This is a genomic window from Haloferula luteola (genome assembly GCF_014201715.1).
GTDB classification, from domain to species: Bacteria; Verrucomicrobiota; Verrucomicrobiia; order Verrucomicrobiales; family Akkermansiaceae; genus Haloferula; species Haloferula luteola.
The window spans coordinates 55,156-74,089 of record NZ_JACHFD010000018.1 but is presented as its reverse complement, the minus strand read 5'-3'; the positions used below and the strand labels follow the sequence as shown (position 1 = coordinate 74,089).

Sequence of the window (18,934 nt, the reverse complement as noted above, 5' to 3'; positions counted from 1 at the left end):
CGTCATGCCGACTGTTCCGATCCTGATGCCCCAATTGGGCGAATCCATTGCTGAGGCGACCGTGATCCGTATTGATATCACGCCGGGTGGCGTGGTGGAGGCGGATCAAGAGGTCATTGAAGTGGAAACGCAAAAAGCGACGATGGGAGTGACCACGCTGTGCCGAGGTACGGTGAAGGAGATTTTGGCGGAGGAGGGGAAGACCTACGCCGTCGGGAGTACCTTGGGGTTCCTGGAGGTGACGGAGGATGAGGCGATGCGCACGGGTGTGGAAACCTTGGAGGCTGCGGCGGAAAGCCGGTCGGCGGAGCAACCGATCGCCTCGAAGGGCGAAGAGAATCTGCATTTCGCCGTCGACGACGACAGCTACGAAGAATTGCAGCCGGTGGTGGAGCCCAGTGTGCGTGGCCTTCCGGTGCCGGCAGGTGTGAAGGGGGCGCACTACATTTCACCGCGAATGCGTGCGCGGATGGACGAGATGGGACTGCGTGAAGCGGACATTTCGGCCGTGGTGGGAACCGGGGCGGGCGGACGAGTGACGGTCGAGGACTTGGAGAAATTCCTCGATTACATTTCGAAATGGCCGAGCAGCCATGCTTCACCGATGCGATTGGCGGTGGCGGATGCGATGCGTCGGAGCTGGACGCGACCGCTGGCGACCGTGAGTCGCCCGGTGTTGTTGGATCGGGTGCTCGAGCATCGACGGCAGCAGGATCCGAAACCGGGGCTGACCTTGTATGTCTTGCGAGCATTTGCGAAGGCCTTGGCCGAGGATCCGGCCAGTGCGGGTTTCTTGATTGGCGAGCGGATTGTTCACCCCCGGGCCTTTGATATCGGAGTGGCGGTGCAGGTGGAAGATGGCGTGGTGGTTCCGGTGTTGCGAAATGTGGACACGATGACTTTGGCGCAGTTGACCGATGAATACGCGAACATGGTCGACCGCGCGCGTCGGCGGCGATTGCGTGAGGACGACACCAAGGGCGGGATCGCGACGGTGACGAACTTCGGCACTTTCGGTTTGACCCATGGAACGCCGATTCCTCTACCAAATGAGACCTTGATTTTGGGATTGGCTGCCGGGGTGAAAAAGCCGGTGTGGAGTGCTCAGGTTGAAGCATTTGTGCCCGCCACGGAAGCAGAGTTGATCGTGACCTTTGATCACCGTGTGGTCGATGGTGGCGGAGCGGGTCTGTTGCTGGGTCGGATTGCCGACTTGTTGCAATCACCCGCGGGGCTGTAGGGCGATGAAGGCGGCGGGACGTGTCACCCTCCTTGCCTTGGTCGTTGGCCTGGGAGCGGCGGCTCTTGTCTGGGCATTGGGTCGAGATCCGGGGCTGCCGAGTTCCTGCGGATGGAATCGTTGGACGGGGCTCTATTGCCCTGGCTGTGGAATGACGCGTGCCCTGGAGGCTTTGCTGAAAGGTGATGGATGGAATGCCTTTCGGTTCAATCCGCTGGGGATGATCCTGATGCCCCTGGGGTTCATCGGGTTGGCGCCCTCCTTGTGGGCATGGTTGCGAGGCCAGCCGCCGAAGCGGCCTCTGAACATGAGCACCCGGCAAGCCTTGGGCTGGGTGGCCGTGGTGGTGGCTTTCGGGGTGCTTCGGAACCTTCCCTGGGTGCCTTTTTGTTGGCTGGCCCCAGGGGGGCGATGATCAAGCGATCAAGCTTTTCCGAGAAGCTTGGCGACGTGCTTGGCGAGGACGTCGACTTCCAAATTGACTCGTTGGCCAGCGCTCCGGGTGTGGACGTTGGTGTGCGCGAACGTGTGGGGAATGATCCAAAAGGTCGCGAGGTCGTCCTCGAGGGAGGCGATGGTTAGGGAAATTCCGTCAATGGCGAGGGAGCCTTTGTCGATGCAGTAGGGAACGAGATGGCGGGGCAATCTCAGGGCGAAGCGGTGGTCCTGCCCTATGGGCTCGACGGCTTCGACGAGACCGGTGGCGTCGACATGGCCGAGAACGAAATGCCCGCCGAGGCGATCTCCGACGCGGAGGGCCCGCTCTAGGTTGACGAGGGAGCCCTCGGTGAGATCTCCCAAGGAGGTGACTTCCAGGGTTTGGCGCAGGACGTCGAAGCCAGCGCCCTTGGCATCGAGGTGGATGACGGTGAGGCAAACTCCATTGATGGCGACCGAATCCCCTTCCGCCAATTCCGCGGCGAAAGGGAGGTCGAGGGTGAGGCGGGCCTGATCGCCGCGGAATTCAATCGAGCGGACGCAGCCGGTGGCTTCAACGAGGCCGGTGAACATGACGTTAGTGGGCCGTGGGGGCTGCCTCGGGAGATTCTGCGGCGGGAAGCACTTCGGAGTGGGCTTCGGGAGTCTTCAGTTCGAACATTTTGTCGATCCCGGGATCCGGGAAGAACATGAACAGGCTTCCGACCAGGATGGTGGGAATGAGTGCGGAGGCGGCCAATTTGGCGGGAGAAATCCCATCGCCAAAGAAGCGACCGAGGAGGGCCTGTCCGGCCGGGTTCGGAGCATTGGCGATGACGGTGAGTCCACCTCCGGTCACGGCGCCGGCGAGGACTGCGTATTTCATGTGAGCGCCCAGGCCTGGCACCTGGCTGGCCAAGAAGGTGATGGCCGCGTTGTCATTGAAAGAGGTGAGGATGGTCGAACCGATGAACAGCGGCCATTGATCGAGGCTGCTGAGGATGGGGGCGAGCCACCAGCCCTGCAATCCACCATGGATGACGAGGCCGGAGAGGAAAAAGCCGACGAGCACGGGTCCGCGCAGGTTGACCTCATCTTGGTAGTGAGCGGTGGCCAGGCGGAAGGCGAGGAAGAACAGGAATGCGCCGACGAAGATCGAGGGATAGTGGGCAAAGTAGACGGTGATGCCCATGAACAGGAGATGGACGATGGTGACCCAAACCGGGATGGCCCGGTGCTTGCCACCGAGGTCGCCTTTGCCGTCGCCATCGTGATCGGCGAGTTTGCGACCCATTTCCTGGAGTTCTTTGCGGAAAAACAGGAAGTAGAGGATGGCGGAGGCGATCACTCCCATGACGGCCTTATCGCCGTAGTGGGTGAGCATTTCCATGGTGGTGAGGTCCCACTTCGACGGTGCGGCGACCATCAGGACGGGCGGTGCGGCGAAGTTGGTGAGGACACCGCCAACGGAGACGTTCACAAACAGGAGTCCGAGGGTTCCGTAGGCGAATTTCGGCGAAGGCCGGAGGGCATAGAACTTCTTGGCGAGGAGCATGGCCGAGATGGTCATGGCTCCGGGTTCCGTGATGAAGGAGCCCAGCAGTGGGCCGATGATGAGAATCGAAAGCCACCATGCGGTGGGGGTTTCTTTGCCGAGTTTGGCGAAAATGCCGAGGCAGGACTCGGCGAAGCGGAGCACGGGGCGAGTGGAGGCGAGAGCCATGATGACCACCACGAACATCGGCTCGGTGAAATTGACGGAGGCCATGTAGGACTCCACCGCGCTGACATCGTAGAACGCCAGCATGGCGGCCATCAGGACGATCACCCAGATTCCAAAGATGGCCTCGATTTCGCCGAGGAAGTGGAGGGCGGTGGCTTTGAAGCTCACCATGTCTTGAGCGTAGGCGCTTTCCCCGGCGGCTTCTTTTTCTCGGCGGATCTTCGCGTCGTGGTCATGCTGGACCTTGTGCGCGTATTTGGTGATCGGGACGGCGAAGAAGGTGTGGAGGATCGCCAGCACGAAGATGATGGTGGCGACGAGGAGGAAAGGCTCTTCGGAAACTCGGTAGGAAAGTCGATCCATGATGCCGGTTTTGCCGGCAGCGGCTTCGAGTTCGGTGAATTGATCCATTTTCACCTTGAAGGGAGGCGGCTCGCCGTGGCCTGCCGCAGCCAAGGCGGGGACCGAAAACGACAGGAGGGTCAGAATGAGGAGGAACACTTGCTTCATCGCGGTCGGATGTCGGGGTCGCGGGGCAGTCTGCCGAGGTCGGGGCGGTCGGCAAGGCAAACCGACCGTGGATTGCCAACTTCCAAACGAGTGGGTAGGGGTGGGCCATGCATTGGAAATGGCTCCCAGGGTTGATGGCGATCGGACTCGCCAGTTGTGGCACTGAATCTCCGGAATCCGCCGGCGCTTCGGGGCCGTTGCCACCGGGGGCCGTTCCCCCCCGAATGGCAGGGGGAGGAACACCCCTGACTCAGGAGACTGGACTGGTCGACCAATTGAAGGACAACCCGGGCGTGGTGATGAATCCGGATGAAATTGTTTTCACGGATCCGGATGCGGAGGATCCGGATGCGATCACCACTGAACTGAAGGAGCTATTGGATGCAGCCCCAACGGAGGGTCCGTGGCGGCGGAGCTACACGAATGCGCTGAAGGAAGCGCGGCAAACGGGGAAGCCCGTGTTGATTTGGTTCACCGACTCCCAAAATAGCCCCAATTGCAAAGCCCTGAGCGAAGAACTCTTTTCTCAACAGGAATTCGAAGATTGGGCGCAGGACCACTATGTGCGCTTGATGTTCGACCAGCGGGTCACGGGCGACAAAACCGAAAACGAACCTGCGGCGAAGGCTGCTTTCATCAAGGAGATGAAGAAGCGCTACAAGGTTTTGGGTCAGCCGACTTTGGTGGTGCTGACTCCGGCCGGCGAGGTGATCGGGAAATACCGAGGTTATCGCCGGGGTGAGGCGGAATACAAATGGGGTTTGCTGCGGCAGGCGGAGCTTTTGGCGAAGAAGTCGCACGCCGCCTGGTTGAAAACGATGGAGAAAAAGGGATACCGGATGTGGTCCGATCCTCGTGGGCGCAAGATTTTCGCCAAATTGGTCTCTTATCACAAGGGGGACTTGATCTTGGTGGAACCCGATGGGAATCGCGCCAAGACCAAGGAATTCCGGCTTTCGGTGGAAGATCAGGAGTGGATCGCCGAGCAGAAGCGGCTGCGCGGCATCGAATGATCAAGCGGGCTTTTCCGAGCTTTCGGAGGAGTCCAGGCGGGCGGCGTTCTCGTGGTAGACGTGGACGTCGCGTTGCGGAAAGGGAATGGAGATGCCGGCGGCATCGAATTCCTTTTTCACCGCCTTGGTGATGTCCCAGTGCACTCGCCAGTAGTCGCTGGTTTTCGCCCATGGGCGGCAGATGAAGTTGATCGATGAATCGGCCAGCTCATGGAGTTCGACCTGAGGAGCGGGGTCTTCGAGCGTGAGTTCATGCTGGGTGACGAGACGGCGGAGGATTTCCTCAGCGAGGTCGGTATCGTCGTCGTATCCGATGCCGAAGACCATATCGACTCGGCGGGTGGGCATGCCGGTGATGTTGGTGATGGTTTGGCCCCAGACACTCTTGTTGGGCACGAGGACCTTTTTGTTGTCCCAGGTGCGGATGGTGGTGTTGACGAGACTGACGCTGACCACGGAGCCGGAGACGCCTCCGACTTCGACGGCGTCTCCGACATCGAAAGGACGATTGATCAGGAGCATGAGTCCGTTCGCGAGGTTCCCGAGGGTGTCTTGCAAGGCGAATCCCAAGATGAATGCACCGCCGCCGATCAGGGCGAGGGCGGCTCCGACATTCACGCCAACCGTTCCGAGGGCCACGATGAGACCGACGATGACGACGACGCGGCGAATCCAGGTTTTGATGAAGGTCCGTAAGAGTCCGGAAAGGTGGGAGCCTTTTTCCAAGGCCCTTTCCGTGAGCCGAGCGATCAGGGCCGCCAGGAACCAGAAGACCACCATGATTCCTATGAATTGCAGGGCGGCAAACAACCAATGGATGCCGCCATCTTTGGACCGCAGCCACTCTTGAGTGTCGTGGAGAAAGGAGCCGATATCCTTCGGGTCGGATTTGATGCCGGCGACTGCGGCTGCGTAGGCCTTTTCCTGAGAAGGGTCTCCGCCTTTGACTTCATAGGCTTTGAGAATGACGTCGAAGCGTTTGAGAAGTTGATCGCGTTGGTCCCGGAGCTGGGTCAATTCCGTTCGATTGCCGGAGCCTTGTCGGACGGCGATCTCTGCCGCAGCGACTTTGCCTGAAGTGATGCGCAATTGCTCGAACCAGCGCTCCATGGTGGATTGGATTTCGTCCCGAGTGAGGGGATCGAGCTGAATGGCGAGGGTATCGGTATCGACTTCCGGATCCACGGCTGGGGTCGTTTCGGCCGCGGCAGTGGGGGAAGCAGAGGGCTCGCTTTGGGCGGAAAGAGGGGCCGCGAAGGCCATCGCCGCCACCAAGAAAGTCGGCAGTACGAGGGATTTGCGTAGCATGTCCGCCCAACCTGAACCGGTGAGGGGATGCGTCAAGAAATGGGGGGCAAGATCCGAGAAATCGCGGATTTGGGCGAAGTCATCATTTCCCCTCAAAAACTTCTTGCGCGGTTCGGGGGATGCCCCTATCAACCGCGCACCCCGCTCCGGCGGGCCTGATCCGAATCTTTGAGGAGGAAAGGGGCATTAGCTCAGTTGGTAGAGCACTTGCATGGCATGCAAGGGGTCAGCGGTTCGAATCCGCTATGCTCCACCACTCCGCGATTCGCGGAGTGAATCCAAGCTGCAAGGCCACTCATGAATGGATGAGTGGTTTTTTTGAATCCTGCCCAACTTAGCCAGCGTGCCCCGTGTGTTCCCGTAACTTGGCAGACGACGAAGATTCGGAGAAATTGACTGTGATGCCTCGGGTCACGAATATTTCCGCGTACGAATTTGCGCCCTTGCGCGAGCTGCGGGAGTTGCGTGCTCACCTGCTGGATTTTTGTAAGAGCCACGATCTCAAGGGGACCATCCTGATTGCGCCGGAGGGCATCAATCTGTTTGTGGCAGGGCGTCATTTGGCCATCGAAGAGTTGGTCTTTGAGTTGCGGACGATTCCCGGATTGGAGCATTTGCAGCCCAAGTACAGCGAGAGTCAGGATCAGCCCTTCAGCCGCATGCTGGTGCGCATCAAGAAGGAGATCATCGCGTTTGGCGTCGAGGGCATCGACCCAGTGAATCGCCCAGCGCCACGGATCAAGCCTGAGGAACTGAAGCGTTGGCTCGATGAAGGTCGGCCGGTGGTGCTGTATGATACGCGAAATGACTACGAGGTGAAGCTCGGGACTTTCAAGGGAGCCCTCCCTGCCGGTATCGACCGATTCCGTGATTTTCCGGCTGCGGTGGAGAAGTTGCCTGAGGAAATGAAGGAAGCTCCGGTGGTGACTTTTTGCACCGGGGGCATCCGCTGTGAAAAAGCCGCCCCATTTTTGCAGCAGTCGGGCTTCAAGGAGGTCTATCAGCTCGATGGGGGGATTCTTAAGTATTTCGAAATCGTCGGCAATCAGCACTACGAGGGTGAGTGCTTTGTGTTCGATCAGAGGGTGGGACTTGATCCGGCCCTGCGAGAGTCGGGATCGGTGGTGTGTTTCGCTTGCCAGACGCCGCTGACAGCGGACGAAGCAGAGGATCCGCGCTACGTGGAGGGCGAGTCCTGCCCGTATTGTTACGTGAGTGATGGAGCCCGTAGGGAGTCCGAACGGGTCGCCCGCCAGGCGGCCCTTGATGAGGTCATTGACCCTCTTCCCGGGAGTGTGCCTTACGATAATTTTAAGCCGATTCGAATGCCCGTGACTCAGGCGGGGAAGCCGTTGGTGGAAGCATTGGACGGACTGTTCCCGTTCTTCGGTCGGGACTCCTGGCTGGAATTGATCGATCAGGGTCGAATCCTGGGACCGGATGGGGAAGCTGCGAAGGTGGACCGGAGGGTCAAGGACGGGGAAGAATATCTACGGGTTCTCCCTGGAACCTTGGAGCCCCCGGTGAACGCCCAAATCACTCTGATCCACCAGGATGAAGCGATGTGGGCGATTGATAAGCCGGCACCGTTGCCGATGCACCCATCTGGCCGATTCCATCGCAACACGCTTGAGTTTCTGCTGCGCCAAGCCTGGTCGCCTGAAGTGCCGCGTCCTGCGCATCGACTCGATGCGAATACCAGCGGTGTCGTGGTCGGTGCCCGCACTCGGCATTTTGCCAAGCTGATGCAGCCTCAATTCGCCCGCGGGGAGGTTGAAAAGCGGTATTTGGCCAAAGTCTATGGGCATCCGCCGGAGGACTGTTTCAGGATCGAATCCAAAATCTCAGCAAGTGCCACGGAGTTGGGAGCGCGGGAGATTGACGCCGATGGCCAGGATGCCTGCACCGAGTTTCGGGTGCTTGAGCGTTTTGATGACGGCACGGCGTTGCTGTTGGTGGAGCCTCTGACGGGCCGCACTCACCAGATTCGCATTCACCTGTGGGAATCGGGTCATCCGATTGTCGGTGATCCGGTTTACTTACCGAATCGTCAACGAGGAGACCAGCCCACGCTCAAGCCGAGCGATGCGCCGATGCAGTTGCATGCATGGTGGATCCGCCTGAAGCATCCCCTGACCGGGGAGAAAATGCGTTTTACGGTTCCGTTGCCCCCGTGGGTCCCGAAGGACGCTGCGAGTCGGAACCGTTTGCTGAGTGGGGATCGCCTCAGTTCTCCGGCTTCTCCAACCGGATGAAATAGTTCGGTCCACGTCCTGTGGATTGGAAGCTCACTCGGTGGATTGCGGCCCCACCGGCAGGAGTGGGGAGGGGGACGATCGTGGTTTGCTCCGTCAAGTCGTCCGTCCATGATTCCGGGGAAGTTCCTCCGACGACGCGCCAGCCCTCCAGGCCTTCGGCCGAAGCGATGGCGACCGAAAAGACCCCATCGGGAGTGATGGCAGATTCAAGAACCTGAGGTGCTTCGGAAATGGGTAATGGTTTCTCGGCGATGGCGGCGACTTCTTCAAAGGTGCTGACCGGAGTGAAGAGTGAATCAAAATAGCGATCGCCGTCGACATATGAATGCTCTTCTGTGTCACTGAGATAGCTTCCACGAACCAGTGAACTTCTTCGTATCTTGAGGGAGAAGACCGCAAACGGCGTTTTGCCACCGGGAGATCGGTCATCGGCGGTCTGCAACAAATCACCCACTCGGAAAGTTCGTGAAATGATGCCATCCTCTTCGAGGGACACATCGCTTTTGATCGCGTCCGCATCGAAGGTGAAATATCGAACGCCATCGCGTCCTGGATCTCGATTCACACCTTCTCGTTGAGTTACTCGCAGATCGAAGATGTCAGCTGATTCCAGCTGGGTTCTCATGGCTTTCGCTTGAACCGTGATGGTGTGGTTCAATTGCATGGCAACTGCTCCGATACCAACATAGATGGTATTTTTTTCGAATGAGTAGAGTGAAGCTGCGGGGCGACCACTTTGGGAAAGCCAATCCCATTGAAAACCCGCTCGGGGGTCCCAGAGAAGATCTCCCGAGGAGTAAGCGAGGCACTCGACCCCCATTAGGTTGCGTGTGCGCACATCCACTCTCGTAAGCAGGTAAGAAGGATACCCATCGAAAAAGCAGTAAGGATAAAAGTCCTCGGAAATCTCTGATCGCCAGGTCCAATCGTCTTCAATCCATGGCGAAAATACCTTCGTTTCACCAGGTTGAAGATCAAGGGAAGCTCCAGGCAAGCCTTGATCGGAAGCTCCCGAGAACGTCAGGCTGAATCTCTTGACATCGGAGCTGTGGAATTCCGACTCAACATTCATTTGGGCTACACCCAAAAATCTCTTACCCTCCGGTTCGTATCGAAGCGGAGTTCCATTTTTTTCAAATCTGAATCCAACCGGCGGATTGGAGAGGTAGAGACCTGGAAAATTTTTTTCAAAATGAAGTGAGACGGGATGAGGGTTGTACAACGTGACCAAGGGGTCGCAAACCAAATGGGGGACGACATAGTTGGTGTTCCCCCGGGGCTTCGCTTGGGTGTCGTAAAATTGCACCCTTTCTGCGATCGACAGATGGTGGCTGACGATCGAGAAGACGAATTGAACCTTTTGGATGACAGGCTGAAGCTCTGAATCAGAAGCCAGTGCCTTCTGATTCAGGAAAATGAATAGCCCAATGGCGATGGAGGCAGCTTGATGCGAGCGGACAAAGCTCATTGGCTGAAATCATGAAACCATCGACCTGATGGCAAGGGCGGAGAAAAATGGGTGAACAAACGGGAGGGAGGAACGTCGGATAGCGGATGAAGGCGATGATGATCTGGATCCTTTTCTTGCCGTTGGTGCTCTCTGCGGCGTCGCCGAAATGGGTGGAGACGGTCGATTCTCTTCAACCAGGGCCCCATCCGAACATGCGATCGATGACGGCGGAGTATCGGCTTTCGTGGAAAGGGATGGTTGATGCCGGGAAGGTCACGATGGAGTTTCGCCGGGATCGTGGAGCCATTGAAGCCGTGGCCGGTGGGCGGAGTCTCGGATGGGCCGCGAAAATGTTCCCATTTGCATTCGAGTACCGCAGTCGGCTGGATGCGGAAGATCTGCGCCCGCTCCAATCATCGGGGTGGGAAAGTGATCGAAAGGACACGATTCAACTCAAAACCCGTTGGAGGCGCCAGGAACTCTCGGTGATTGAGAAAATCACGCCACATGGCCGCGACGAACATTATCGCCGGGATCATGAATTTTCCTTTTCGGGCTGCAAGGACCTGTTTGCCGGGATTCTCCACGTGCGCAGTCAGCCGCTCGCGAAGGGAGAAATTCACCGTTTTGTCGTGTATCCGCAGACCGCGGCATATCTCGTCGAAACGCGAGTGATCGGGAGAGAGCTGCATTTTGGAAAGCCGGCGATCCGGATCGATCTCCAACTGCGCAAAATCGGCCATGAGCTGGCACTCGAAAGGTATGAGAAGTTGAAATCGGCGACGCTCTGGCTGGCAGATGATCCGGATCGCCTGCTCCTAGAGATGCGGGCCGATGCGTTCATCGGCGATGTGCGAATGGTGCTGACGGGCGCTCATCCCTTGTGAGCGCCCGAGGTGGAATCATTGCTGGTTTTCCTGAAATTCGCGAATTCGCTCGTTCATGTGATCGACCACGCCGGAGGGGAGATCATTGGACGTCATCCACTGGGTAGCGGCATTGAAATCACGGCGCATCCAACCTTCCAGCATGCGGCGATACATGCGGTCCTGTTGGCGGGCGTCTGTCATTCGCGAAATGTAGTTCGCGGATAGTTCGGGAGCGCTGCGGAACGAGTTCCAGACGAATTGTTGATACACCCGGTCATCGGCGTCGGCTGCGTGCTGGTCGAGGAACTGAGCGGCGGCCGCCGGGTCTTCTGAGGCGAGCTGATTGGTCAACCCGCGGAGGGCATTGCTGCGCATCTCTCCGGTGGGGAGCGTTTCGTAAAAGCGCACGGCCTCGTCGCGATTGGTGTTCGCCCAGGCGGTGAGGGCGTCGTCGATGCCGCGGCCGGATTCATTACCGGGATGATCGGCCAACCATTGGGCGGCTTCGGAGGGATTGCTCCGCATCATCTCATCGGCCAGGCGGCGCACTGCGCCATCGCGCAGGCGCTCGTCGCCGATCGTTTCGACCCAGGCCTTGGCCACATCGGTGCCTTGAGAAAGCATGTGAGGAAGGATGGATGCCAGGGCTTCTCCGCGTTCTCTGGAGTAGGGCATTTCGGCCATAAGCTGGCTCGCCAGCGTGGGGTCGTTGGAGGCGATACCGCGAATCACTCCCACCATGAATGGATTGACGCCGTCGCCTTCGTGGCTCGCGCGTGCCCAGGCAATCGCCCCTTGAGGATCGCTCGTTGCCCAGGTCGAGAGGATGGTGTTGCGAGCGTAGGGGTTCTCAATGTTCGCGGTGGCGTAGTTCAGAGCGGTGATGGGATCGACCTTGGCCCACGCGGTCAGGAGCATTTCATACTCCGCCATGTTTTCACGGGTGAAACCCTTTTCGCGAAACTGAGCGACGACATTTTCAAACTGGTCGCGGTCGAGCGTATTCACGAAATCGAGCCATGCCTGCACCCGGGCGAGTGGGTCTCCATTGCGGATGATCCGGTCCATTTCATCGGTGAGCACGTCCCAGGTCTCCGGATCATCGGTGGCTCCGCGATCACTGCGTTTGGAATCGGTGCCTCCTGCCAATCCGGAGCTGTCGAGTCGCCCCGAGCGAGAGGACTCAAGGGTGCCGGCCGCGGATCCTTGTTCAGCACCTTGGGCGGGAGAGGAGGGCGAAGTGGCGCGACCTGCGAAGAAGGCGACACCGCCAGCGACAACGACAGAGGCAATCCAAGGAGCATTCGGTTTCATCGATGGGATGGGAAAGGTGGAGAGAAACGGTCTTATGAGTGCGCAAACGCAGAAGTATTCCCAAAACGTCGATTTCTTCCGCATTCGATCAAGCAAAGTCCTTGCGGGCATTCATCCCATCAGGTTGGGTGGGCACTGCCTCTGATGCTCCTCGAGAGGATATTTGAATCAAGGGATGGGTTAAATCAAATGTTTGACACTTTTGTTGGGGTTGTCAGTTTCGCGGCGTGAAGGCGGCCGTGACCAAAATTGAAAGTGGCATTGCTACGCGCCAACGTTTGTTGGAAGCAGCCCAGGAACTGTTTGCTTTAAACGGATTCGATCGGGTAGCGGTGCGAGACGTGACGGAGAAAGCGGGGGCGAACGTCGCTGCGGTGAACTATCACTTTGGAAGTCGCGAAGGATTGGTGGAGAAGGTGATTGAGCGATATATCACGCCGATCAATGAAGAGCGCCTGGCGCGGCTGGATGAACTGGAGCGGCGAGTGCCGGGGAAGATGGTGCCGCTGGAGGATGTGATTGAGGCCTTTGTGCGCCCCTTTTTGACGCAGGTGAGGCGGAGTGAGCTCTCGGAAAAGCTGTGTCTGCGATTGATTGGTCGATTGATGGGAGATCATTACGGGCAAATGCCCAAGAGCCTGGAACTGCAGTTTCAATTGGTGAGTCAGCGTTTCAAGCGGGCCTTTGAAAGGGTTCTTCCAGGGGTTGCGGAAGATGATTTGGTGTGGAGAGGCCACTTCATGGCAGGGAGCATGGTTCATGCGATGGCGAACGGGGAGATGTTGCATCGACTCACTGGCGGTGTTTCGGGCGCTCCTTCGATGGAATTGACGCTTTCACGATTTGTGAAGTTTGCGGCGGCCGGGATGCGCCAGTGGGTTCCTCAAGCTCCGATTGAAATGGATGTTTCAGATTTGGAAGATTCGGAAAAAAATCCGGAAATTCCTCAGAGTGAATTTCTTTTCTGATTTCGAATGAATCGATTTTTGGCGTTTGGCCTTGTGAGTGCTGGTTCGGGGATGTTGGTGGGCTGTTCGGTCCTTCCGGCTCCGAATCGCATGGGCGAAGCAGGAGCAGCTCCTGGGAGTTGGTCGAATCAGCGGCAGGGTAAGGCGGGCATTGATGACCGCTGGGTGGATCGGCTGGGTGGACGGAGTTTGCACCGATTGGTGGCGGAGGCCTACGGTGCCAATCCGGACCTGAAGGCTTCCGCGGCGCGGGTGGATCGTGCGGTGGCCGCGGCGCGGGGAGCGGGGGCTGCCGCTCGCCCTCAGTTGAATGCCGCGCTGCAGGGGAATCGGCAGAAACAGAATTTCATTGGGCTCCCGATCAGTGGGACTGGGAGCAGCGGAGTGCTGTCTTCGATTTCTGAGAGCTATGGGGCCTCGCTTTCGTTGAGCTGGGAGATTGATCTGTGGGGCAAGGTGCGCGCTGGAGAGCAGGCGGCATTGGCGGATTTGCAGGCGCAGGGTGAACTTTATCGAGCGGCGCGTGCGTCGCTGGCAGCGCAGGTGAGCCGGGCTTGGCTGGCTCTCGCAGAGTCCAACGAGCAGATCGTGCTGGCAGAGCAGGCGGTGAAAATCCGCAAAGACAATGCCGAGTTGATCTTTGGAAGGTTTCAAACGGCCGATTCAGACACGGGTGCGAGTGGTTCTCAGGTTCGCTTGGCGCAGACGGATGTGGCGACGGCGGAAGCGACCCTGCAGCAGCGAAAGGGCGAGGCGGATCAAGCACGGAGGCAGCTGGAGATTTTACTGGGGCGCTATCCCTCTGCGGAGCTGAGTGGATCTGCCAAGCTTCCGGAGGTGCCTGCCCACCCTCCGGCGGGATTGCCCTCGGAGCTGTTGATGCGACGTCCGGATCTGTTGGCTGCGGAGCGGCAACTGGCCGCAGCGGGGAAGCGTCGAACGGAGGCGAAGTTGGCCTATTATCCCAGTTTCCCGCTCACGGCTTCGGCAGGGACCACGACCAACGAGCTGCGGAATATCTTCGACAGTGATTTTGGGGTGTGGTCGTTGGGAGGGCGTTTGGCGCAGCCTATTTTGGCGGGAGGGCAATTGCGGGCGCAGGAGGAGATCCGCACGGCGGAGGAGAAAGAGGCCTTGGCGAATCTTCAGCAGGTGGTGCTGAATGCATTTGGCGAGGTGGAGATGGCCCTGGCGGCCGACCAGTTTTTGGCTGAGCGGGAAGGTTCGGTCGGCGAGGCCCTGAAGCTGGCGATCGAAGGGGCCGACTCCGCGCAACAAGATTTCGCTGGAGGGGCGGGTGATGTGCTGACGCTTTTGCAGGCCCAAAGTCGCCGCATTGAGCTGGCTTCCCAGCATTTGACGCTTCGCCGCCTCCGGCTCGACAACCGGGTGACCCTGCACCTTGCCCTTGGAGGCGATTATCGACTTTGATGCCATGACTGAGTTTTCTGATGAAGATGTTGTTGGAGAGGAACGGCACCGCCGGGAGGCGATCCGTGCTGTGTTTTCCTTCCTGATCGCGCTGGTCGTGATAGTGCTGTGCTTCCTGTTTGGGGTGATGATGTTCCTGAACCGGGAGAAGCCGGAGACGGTGGTGACGGAGCGGCCGATTCCGGCAGTGCGGACCCAGGCGATCGAGGTTCGCCAGGTCATTCCAGAGCTGGAAAGCGAGGGGGTGATCGAGAGCCGTCGAGAGGTGAAATTGGCAGCGCAAGTGAGCGGCCGGGTGGAATGGATATCGGATCAGCTGATTGCGGGGGGCCGGGTTGCGGAAGGTGAGGTGTTGGTGAGAATTGAATCGGAGGATTTGCGGGCGCGATTGGCTGCTGCGGAGTCGGCCCTGGCGGACGCGGGTCTCTCGCTGGAAACGGAGCAAGCCCGCGGCGAGCAAGCGCGGCGGGATTGGGAGAAGCTGGGTCGGGGAGAGCCGTCGGCGTTGACGCTCCGGGAGCCGCAGATTGCCAGTGCTCGGGAGAAGGTGGCATCGGCGACGGCGGAAGTGGAGCGGGCGGGTCGGGATGTCGAGCGGACGGAAATCCGAGCGCCTTTTGGGGGGCGGGTGCGCAGTGGATCCGCGGAAGTGGGGGCAATTTTGTCGCCGGGATCCGCCGTGGCTGAGCTCTATGCGGATGCGGATCTGGAGGTCACTCTGGCATTTCCATTGCGAGATTTCGGGTTCATTGAATCGGGTGAGCATCCCAAATTTGAGGTGAGCTCGATGTTGGGCGGGGATCGCCAAACATGGCCTGCGCAGCTGGTGCGGGTGTCCGGTGAGGTGGACCGGACCACTTTGACGGGGCAGGCGGTGGCGAAGGTGGAGGCCAACGAGGGAGGGTATCCACCGGTGGGGTTGTTTGTGGACGCGAAGTTCCCTGGGAAGCCGATCGAGGGCGCCGTGGAGGTGCCGCGCTCGACGATTCGTGGCCTGGATGAAATCTGGGTCGTGCGGGAAGGCCGCTTGGCCCGGCTGAGAGTTGAAGAACTCTGGACGACGCGGGATACCGTGGTGGTACGGGCGGATTTTGAACCCGGAGATCGGCTGCTGTTGACCCGGATGAGCACTCCGGTGGAAGGGACCGAGGTTCGAGAAGCGGAGGAGGCTGGAGAATGAAAAACGCCATCAAATGGTTCAGTGAGAACCATGTCGCGGGCAATTTCCTGATGCTCGCGCTGGTGCTGGTCGGCATGTCGACCTGGTTCAAGCTGAGGAAGGAGATTTTCCCGGAGACCTCGATCGATGCGATCGCGGTTCAAGTGCCCTATCCGAATGCGACGCCGGAAGAGGTGGAGCGGGGGGTGTGTGTGCCGGTGGAGGAAGCCGTGGCGGACCTGACGGGGATCAAGAAGCTGCGATCGACGGCCACTCAGAACATGGGGGTGGTCACGATCGAGGTGGAGACGGGATACGACGTCCGCGAGGTGATGGACGATGTGAAGAGCCGGGTGGATGCGATCGACAATTTCCCGGAAGAGGCGGAGAAGCCCGTTTTGGAGGAAATTCTCATCAAGAACCCGGTGATGAGCTTGGCGATCACCACCGATCGCGATGTGGATGAGATGACGTTGACGCGTTTGGCCGAGGGCATTCGTGATGATTTGCTCACGTATGAGGGTGCGGGCATGCGGAGTGTGAGCGATGTGGTGGCGAGTTTTTTGCGGGGAGCTCCGAGAATTTCGCAGGTGTCGATTGCAGGAACTCGTGACTATGAGCTGTCGATCGAGGTTTCGGAGGATCGACTGCGCGAGTTGGGTTTATCGCACCAGCAAATCGCGGCGGCGGTAAGAAGGACGTCTGTCGATTTGCCCGGGGGATCGATCCGGACGGAAGGTGGGGAGTTGATTGTGCGAGCTCTGGGCAAGCGATACACGGCGAACGAATTTCGGACGATTCCCGTGGCGACCCGACCGGATGGTTCGGAAGTGCTGTTGGAAGACGTGGCGGTGGTGCGGGATGGTTTCGAGGATGTGGACTTGTCCGCGCAGTTCGACGGCAAGCCGGCGGTATTGGTGAATGTTTACCGTGTCGGAGAGGAGGACACGCTGGCGCTGGCGCGGTTGGTGCGGGACTATGTTGAGCACTCGAGCTCGCGGGTGCCGGAAGGGGTCAAGGTCGCGGTGTGGAATGATCAAAGCTCCTACCTGCGCGGGCGTCTTGAGCTGTTGCAGCGCAATGCGGTGAATGGCCTTTGCTTGGTCTTGCTGGTGCTCGCCCTGTTTTTGCGTCCTTCTTTGGCGCTTTTGGTGGCGCTGGGAATCCCGGTGTCGTTTGCAGGGGGTATCTGGATGATGCCGATTTTCGGGATTTCGATCAACATGATCTCCCTGTTCTCCTTCATTCTGGTGCTGGGGATTGTGGTCGATGACGCCATTGTGACGGGGGAGAATGTGTATTCGCGGATTCAAGCCGGTGAGCACCCCCGACTGGCAGCGTATGAAGGCACGCATGAGGTGAGCACGGTGGTGATTTTCGGCGTGTTGACGACGATGGCGGCGTTCACCCCTATGCTTGGGTTGAGCGGGGTGTCGGGGAAGATTTGGCCGAACATCCCGCTGGTGGTCATCCCGACGCTGGCGTTCTCCCTCTTGCAATCGAAGTTTGTTTTGCCGGCGCACCTTGCGCTCTTGGCGCCTCATCAAAAGGAGCGCCCACGCAATCCGATTTTCCGGCTCCAACGTTGGGTGGCCGGGGGCCTGGAGAAGTTTGTGGTTCGAGTCTACACGCCGGCGCTGGAGCTGTGTTTGCGGTGGCGCATTGTGACCGCCTCGGCTTTCATCGGTTTGTTGGTGGCTTCCATCGGATTTGTGGCGGGTGGGCACGTGAAGTTCATTTTCTTCCCGGAAGTCGAAGGAGACATTCTTTCCGCAAAGTTTGAACTGCCGCAAGGGGCTCCGTTTTCTGCGACTCAGGAGATTGCGAAGAAACTGGAGCAGGCGGCGATCGAGGTGGGACAGGAGCTGAGGAACAATGCGGGGGAACCGGTGTTGCGTCACCTTCTTGCCTCCTCTGGAACGCAGCCGTTCCAAACAGGGTTCAACCCGAATGGCCCCCCCAAAGCGACCCACCTTGGAGAGGTGACTTTGGAGATGTCGCCAGCGGCCGGACGATCGGTGACGGGCCAGGACTTCATTGATGCCTGGCGGAAAAAGGCCGGCGACCTTCCGGGGTTGGAGGAGATCTCGTTCAAGGCGGAGACAGCAGGCGGTGGGGAGGCTTTTGATTTCAATTTGGTGGGACCGGATCTGCAGCGGCTCCGCGAGGCGACGGATTGGGTGAAGAAGGAGTTGGATGAGTACGCCGGGGTGATCGATATCTCCGACTCCAACCGGGCGGGCAAGGATGAGCTGCGGCTGATCCGCTTGACTCCCCAGGGCAAGGCATTGGGGCTGCGGCTGGACGATGTGGCTTCTCAGGTCCGGGATGCGTTTTATGGCAATGAGGTTCAGAGGCTCCAGCGTGGCCGCGATGAGGTGAAGGTGATGGTCCGATACCCGCAGGATGACCGGCGGCGTCTGGAGTCGCTCGAAACGATGCGGATCCGCACGGCGAGCGGCGCGGAGATTCCTTTGCCGCAGGTCGTGGACTACGAATTCGGGCGAGGGCCTGCGGTGATCAATCGCACGGACCGACAGCGATCGATCAAGGTGACGGCCGATGTGGAAGGGGCGACGAATGCGAACGAGGTGATGAGCACGTTTTTGCCGAAGGTTTTGGATGCGCTGCCGCAAAAGTTTCCTGGAGTCCGCTACCAGCAGGAAGGGGAGCAGAAGGATCAGTCCGACAGCGTGCGGGAAATGGGCATCGGGTTCTTGGGAGCCCTGGTGATGATGTATGTGTTGATTGCGGTGCCGCTGAAATCCTATTGGCAACCGTTGATCATCATGTCGGTGATTCCCTTCGGATTGATTGGGGCCATTGGGGGGCACCTGCTGTTGGGCATGAACTTGTCGATCATGTCGATGTGCGGGTTGGTGGCCTTGGCCGGAGTGGTGGTGAACGATTCGCTGGTGTTGGTCGATTTCGTGAATCGGCATCGCGATGAAGAGGGCTCGGTGGTCGAAGCGGCGCGCAAAGCTGGCGCGAGGCGATTCCGGGCGATCCTGCTGACGTCGCTGACGACCTTTGCGGGATTAATGCCGATGCTCACGGAGACCGATGTGCAGGCGCGATTTTTGGTGCCGATGGCGGTTTCGCTGGGATTTGGGATCCTGTTTGCGACGGTGATCACGCTGTTCCTTGTCCCCTGTGTTTACGTTTTGCTGGAGGATATCCGTCGGTTGGCATCGCGAAAAACCGTTTGAGGCTGAATCGCTACGAATCGATCACTTGATTCTGCATCGGAACGGGAGATGCTGGCGGGCGGTAT

Annotated in this window: 14 protein-coding genes and 1 tRNA gene; 10 read left to right on the top strand and 5 right to left on the bottom strand. The window is 59.0% G+C overall.

Annotated elements, in window-relative coordinates:
* Positions 1 to 4 precede the first annotated feature (4 nt).
* Together HNR46_RS15710 and HNR46_RS15705 are read left to right on the top strand one after the other, a co-directional pair.
* A complete protein-coding gene (locus HNR46_RS15710) occupies positions 5 to 1,240 on the top strand; it encodes a 2-oxo acid dehydrogenase subunit E2 (protein WP_184020473.1) in 1,236 nt (411 codons plus the stop codon).
* Positions 1,241 to 1,244: 4 nt separating this feature from the next.
* On the top strand, positions 1,245 to 1,655 hold the full coding sequence (locus tag HNR46_RS15705) for a DUF2752 domain-containing protein (RefSeq protein ID WP_184020471.1): 411 nt from the start codon (positions 1,245 to 1,247) through the stop codon (positions 1,653 to 1,655).
* A gap of 8 nt (positions 1,656 to 1,663) precedes the next feature.
* Here the strand turns inward: HNR46_RS15705 and HNR46_RS15700 are convergent, their stop codons facing one another.
* A complete protein-coding gene (locus tag HNR46_RS15700) occupies positions 1,664 to 2,251 on the bottom strand; it encodes a riboflavin synthase (protein WP_184020469.1) in 588 nt (195 codons plus the stop codon).
* A gap of 4 nt (positions 2,252 to 2,255) precedes the next feature.
* A complete protein-coding gene (locus tag HNR46_RS15695) occupies positions 2,256 to 3,890 on the bottom strand; it encodes a putative Na+/H+ antiporter (RefSeq protein WP_184020467.1) in 1,635 nt (544 codons plus the stop codon).
* A 107-nt stretch (positions 3,891 to 3,997) separates the two neighbouring features.
* Between HNR46_RS15695 and HNR46_RS15690 the strand changes: the two genes are divergently transcribed.
* A complete protein-coding gene (locus HNR46_RS15690) occupies positions 3,998 to 4,903 on the top strand; it encodes a thioredoxin family protein (protein ID WP_184020465.1) in 906 nt (301 codons plus the stop codon).
* On the opposite strand, the gene HNR46_RS15685 is transcribed toward HNR46_RS15690, so the two are convergent.
* Positions 4,904 to 6,211, bottom strand: a complete 1,308-nt coding sequence (locus HNR46_RS15685; RefSeq protein WP_184020464.1) for a mechanosensitive ion channel family protein — start codon at positions 6,209 to 6,211, stop codon at positions 4,904 to 4,906.
* A 180-nt stretch (positions 6,212 to 6,391) separates the two neighbouring features.
* Between HNR46_RS15685 and HNR46_RS15680 the strand changes: the two genes are divergently transcribed.
* Positions 6,392 to 6,467: transfer RNA gene (locus HNR46_RS15680), tRNA-Ala, on the top strand.
* 145 nt (positions 6,468 to 6,612) lie between these two features.
* A complete protein-coding gene (locus HNR46_RS15675; RefSeq protein ID WP_184020463.1) occupies positions 6,613 to 8,466 on the top strand; it encodes a sulfurtransferase in 1,854 nt (617 codons plus the stop codon).
* Here HNR46_RS15675 and HNR46_RS15670 read toward each other — a convergent pair.
* Positions 8,438 to 9,094, bottom strand: a complete 657-nt coding sequence (locus HNR46_RS15670; RefSeq protein ID WP_184020462.1) for a hypothetical protein — start codon at positions 9,092 to 9,094, stop codon at positions 8,438 to 8,440. The two genes, HNR46_RS15675 and HNR46_RS15670, sit on opposite strands and share 29 nt — an antisense overlap.
* Before the next feature lie 938 nt (positions 9,095 to 10,032).
* On the opposite strand from HNR46_RS15670, the gene HNR46_RS15665 reads away from it, so the two are divergent.
* Positions 10,033 to 10,806, top strand: coding sequence for a DUF3108 domain-containing protein (locus HNR46_RS15665; protein ID WP_221285212.1), 774 nt, complete (start codon positions 10,033 to 10,035; stop codon positions 10,804 to 10,806).
* A 15-nt stretch (positions 10,807 to 10,821) separates the two neighbouring features.
* Here the strand turns inward: HNR46_RS15665 and HNR46_RS15660 are convergent, their stop codons facing one another.
* The gene (locus HNR46_RS15660) at positions 10,822 to 12,102 is read right to left on the bottom strand and encodes a hypothetical protein (RefSeq protein ID WP_184020460.1); all 1,281 of its coding nucleotides are present in this window, start codon (positions 12,100 to 12,102) and stop codon (positions 10,822 to 10,824) included.
* A gap of 239 nt (positions 12,103 to 12,341) precedes the next feature.
* Here HNR46_RS15660 and HNR46_RS15655 point away from each other — a divergent pair, with 239 nt between their 5' ends.
* Genes HNR46_RS15655 through HNR46_RS15640 form a run of 4 tightly spaced genes read left to right on the top strand, consistent with a single transcriptional unit; the run spans position 12,342 to position 18,869 of the window.
* The gene (locus HNR46_RS15655) at positions 12,342 to 13,070 is read left to right on the top strand and encodes a TetR family transcriptional regulator (RefSeq protein WP_221285211.1); all 729 of its coding nucleotides are present in this window, start codon (positions 12,342 to 12,344) and stop codon (positions 13,068 to 13,070) included.
* A 6-nt stretch (positions 13,071 to 13,076) separates the two neighbouring features.
* On the top strand, positions 13,077 to 14,501 hold the full coding sequence (locus HNR46_RS15650) for an efflux transporter outer membrane subunit (RefSeq protein WP_184020457.1): 1,425 nt from the start codon (positions 13,077 to 13,079) through the stop codon (positions 14,499 to 14,501).
* Positions 14,502 to 14,505: 4 nt separating this feature from the next.
* Positions 14,506 to 15,681: an efflux RND transporter periplasmic adaptor subunit gene (locus HNR46_RS15645; protein WP_184020455.1), complete on the top strand. Its 1,176-nt coding sequence runs from the start codon at positions 14,506 to 14,508 to the stop codon at positions 15,679 to 15,681.
* Positions 15,678 to 18,869, top strand: a complete 3,192-nt coding sequence (locus tag HNR46_RS15640; protein WP_184020453.1) for an efflux RND transporter permease subunit — start codon at positions 15,678 to 15,680, stop codon at positions 18,867 to 18,869. Before HNR46_RS15645 ends, HNR46_RS15640 begins: the two co-directional genes overlap by 4 nt.
* The last annotated feature ends 65 nt before the right edge of the window (positions 18,870 to 18,934 follow it).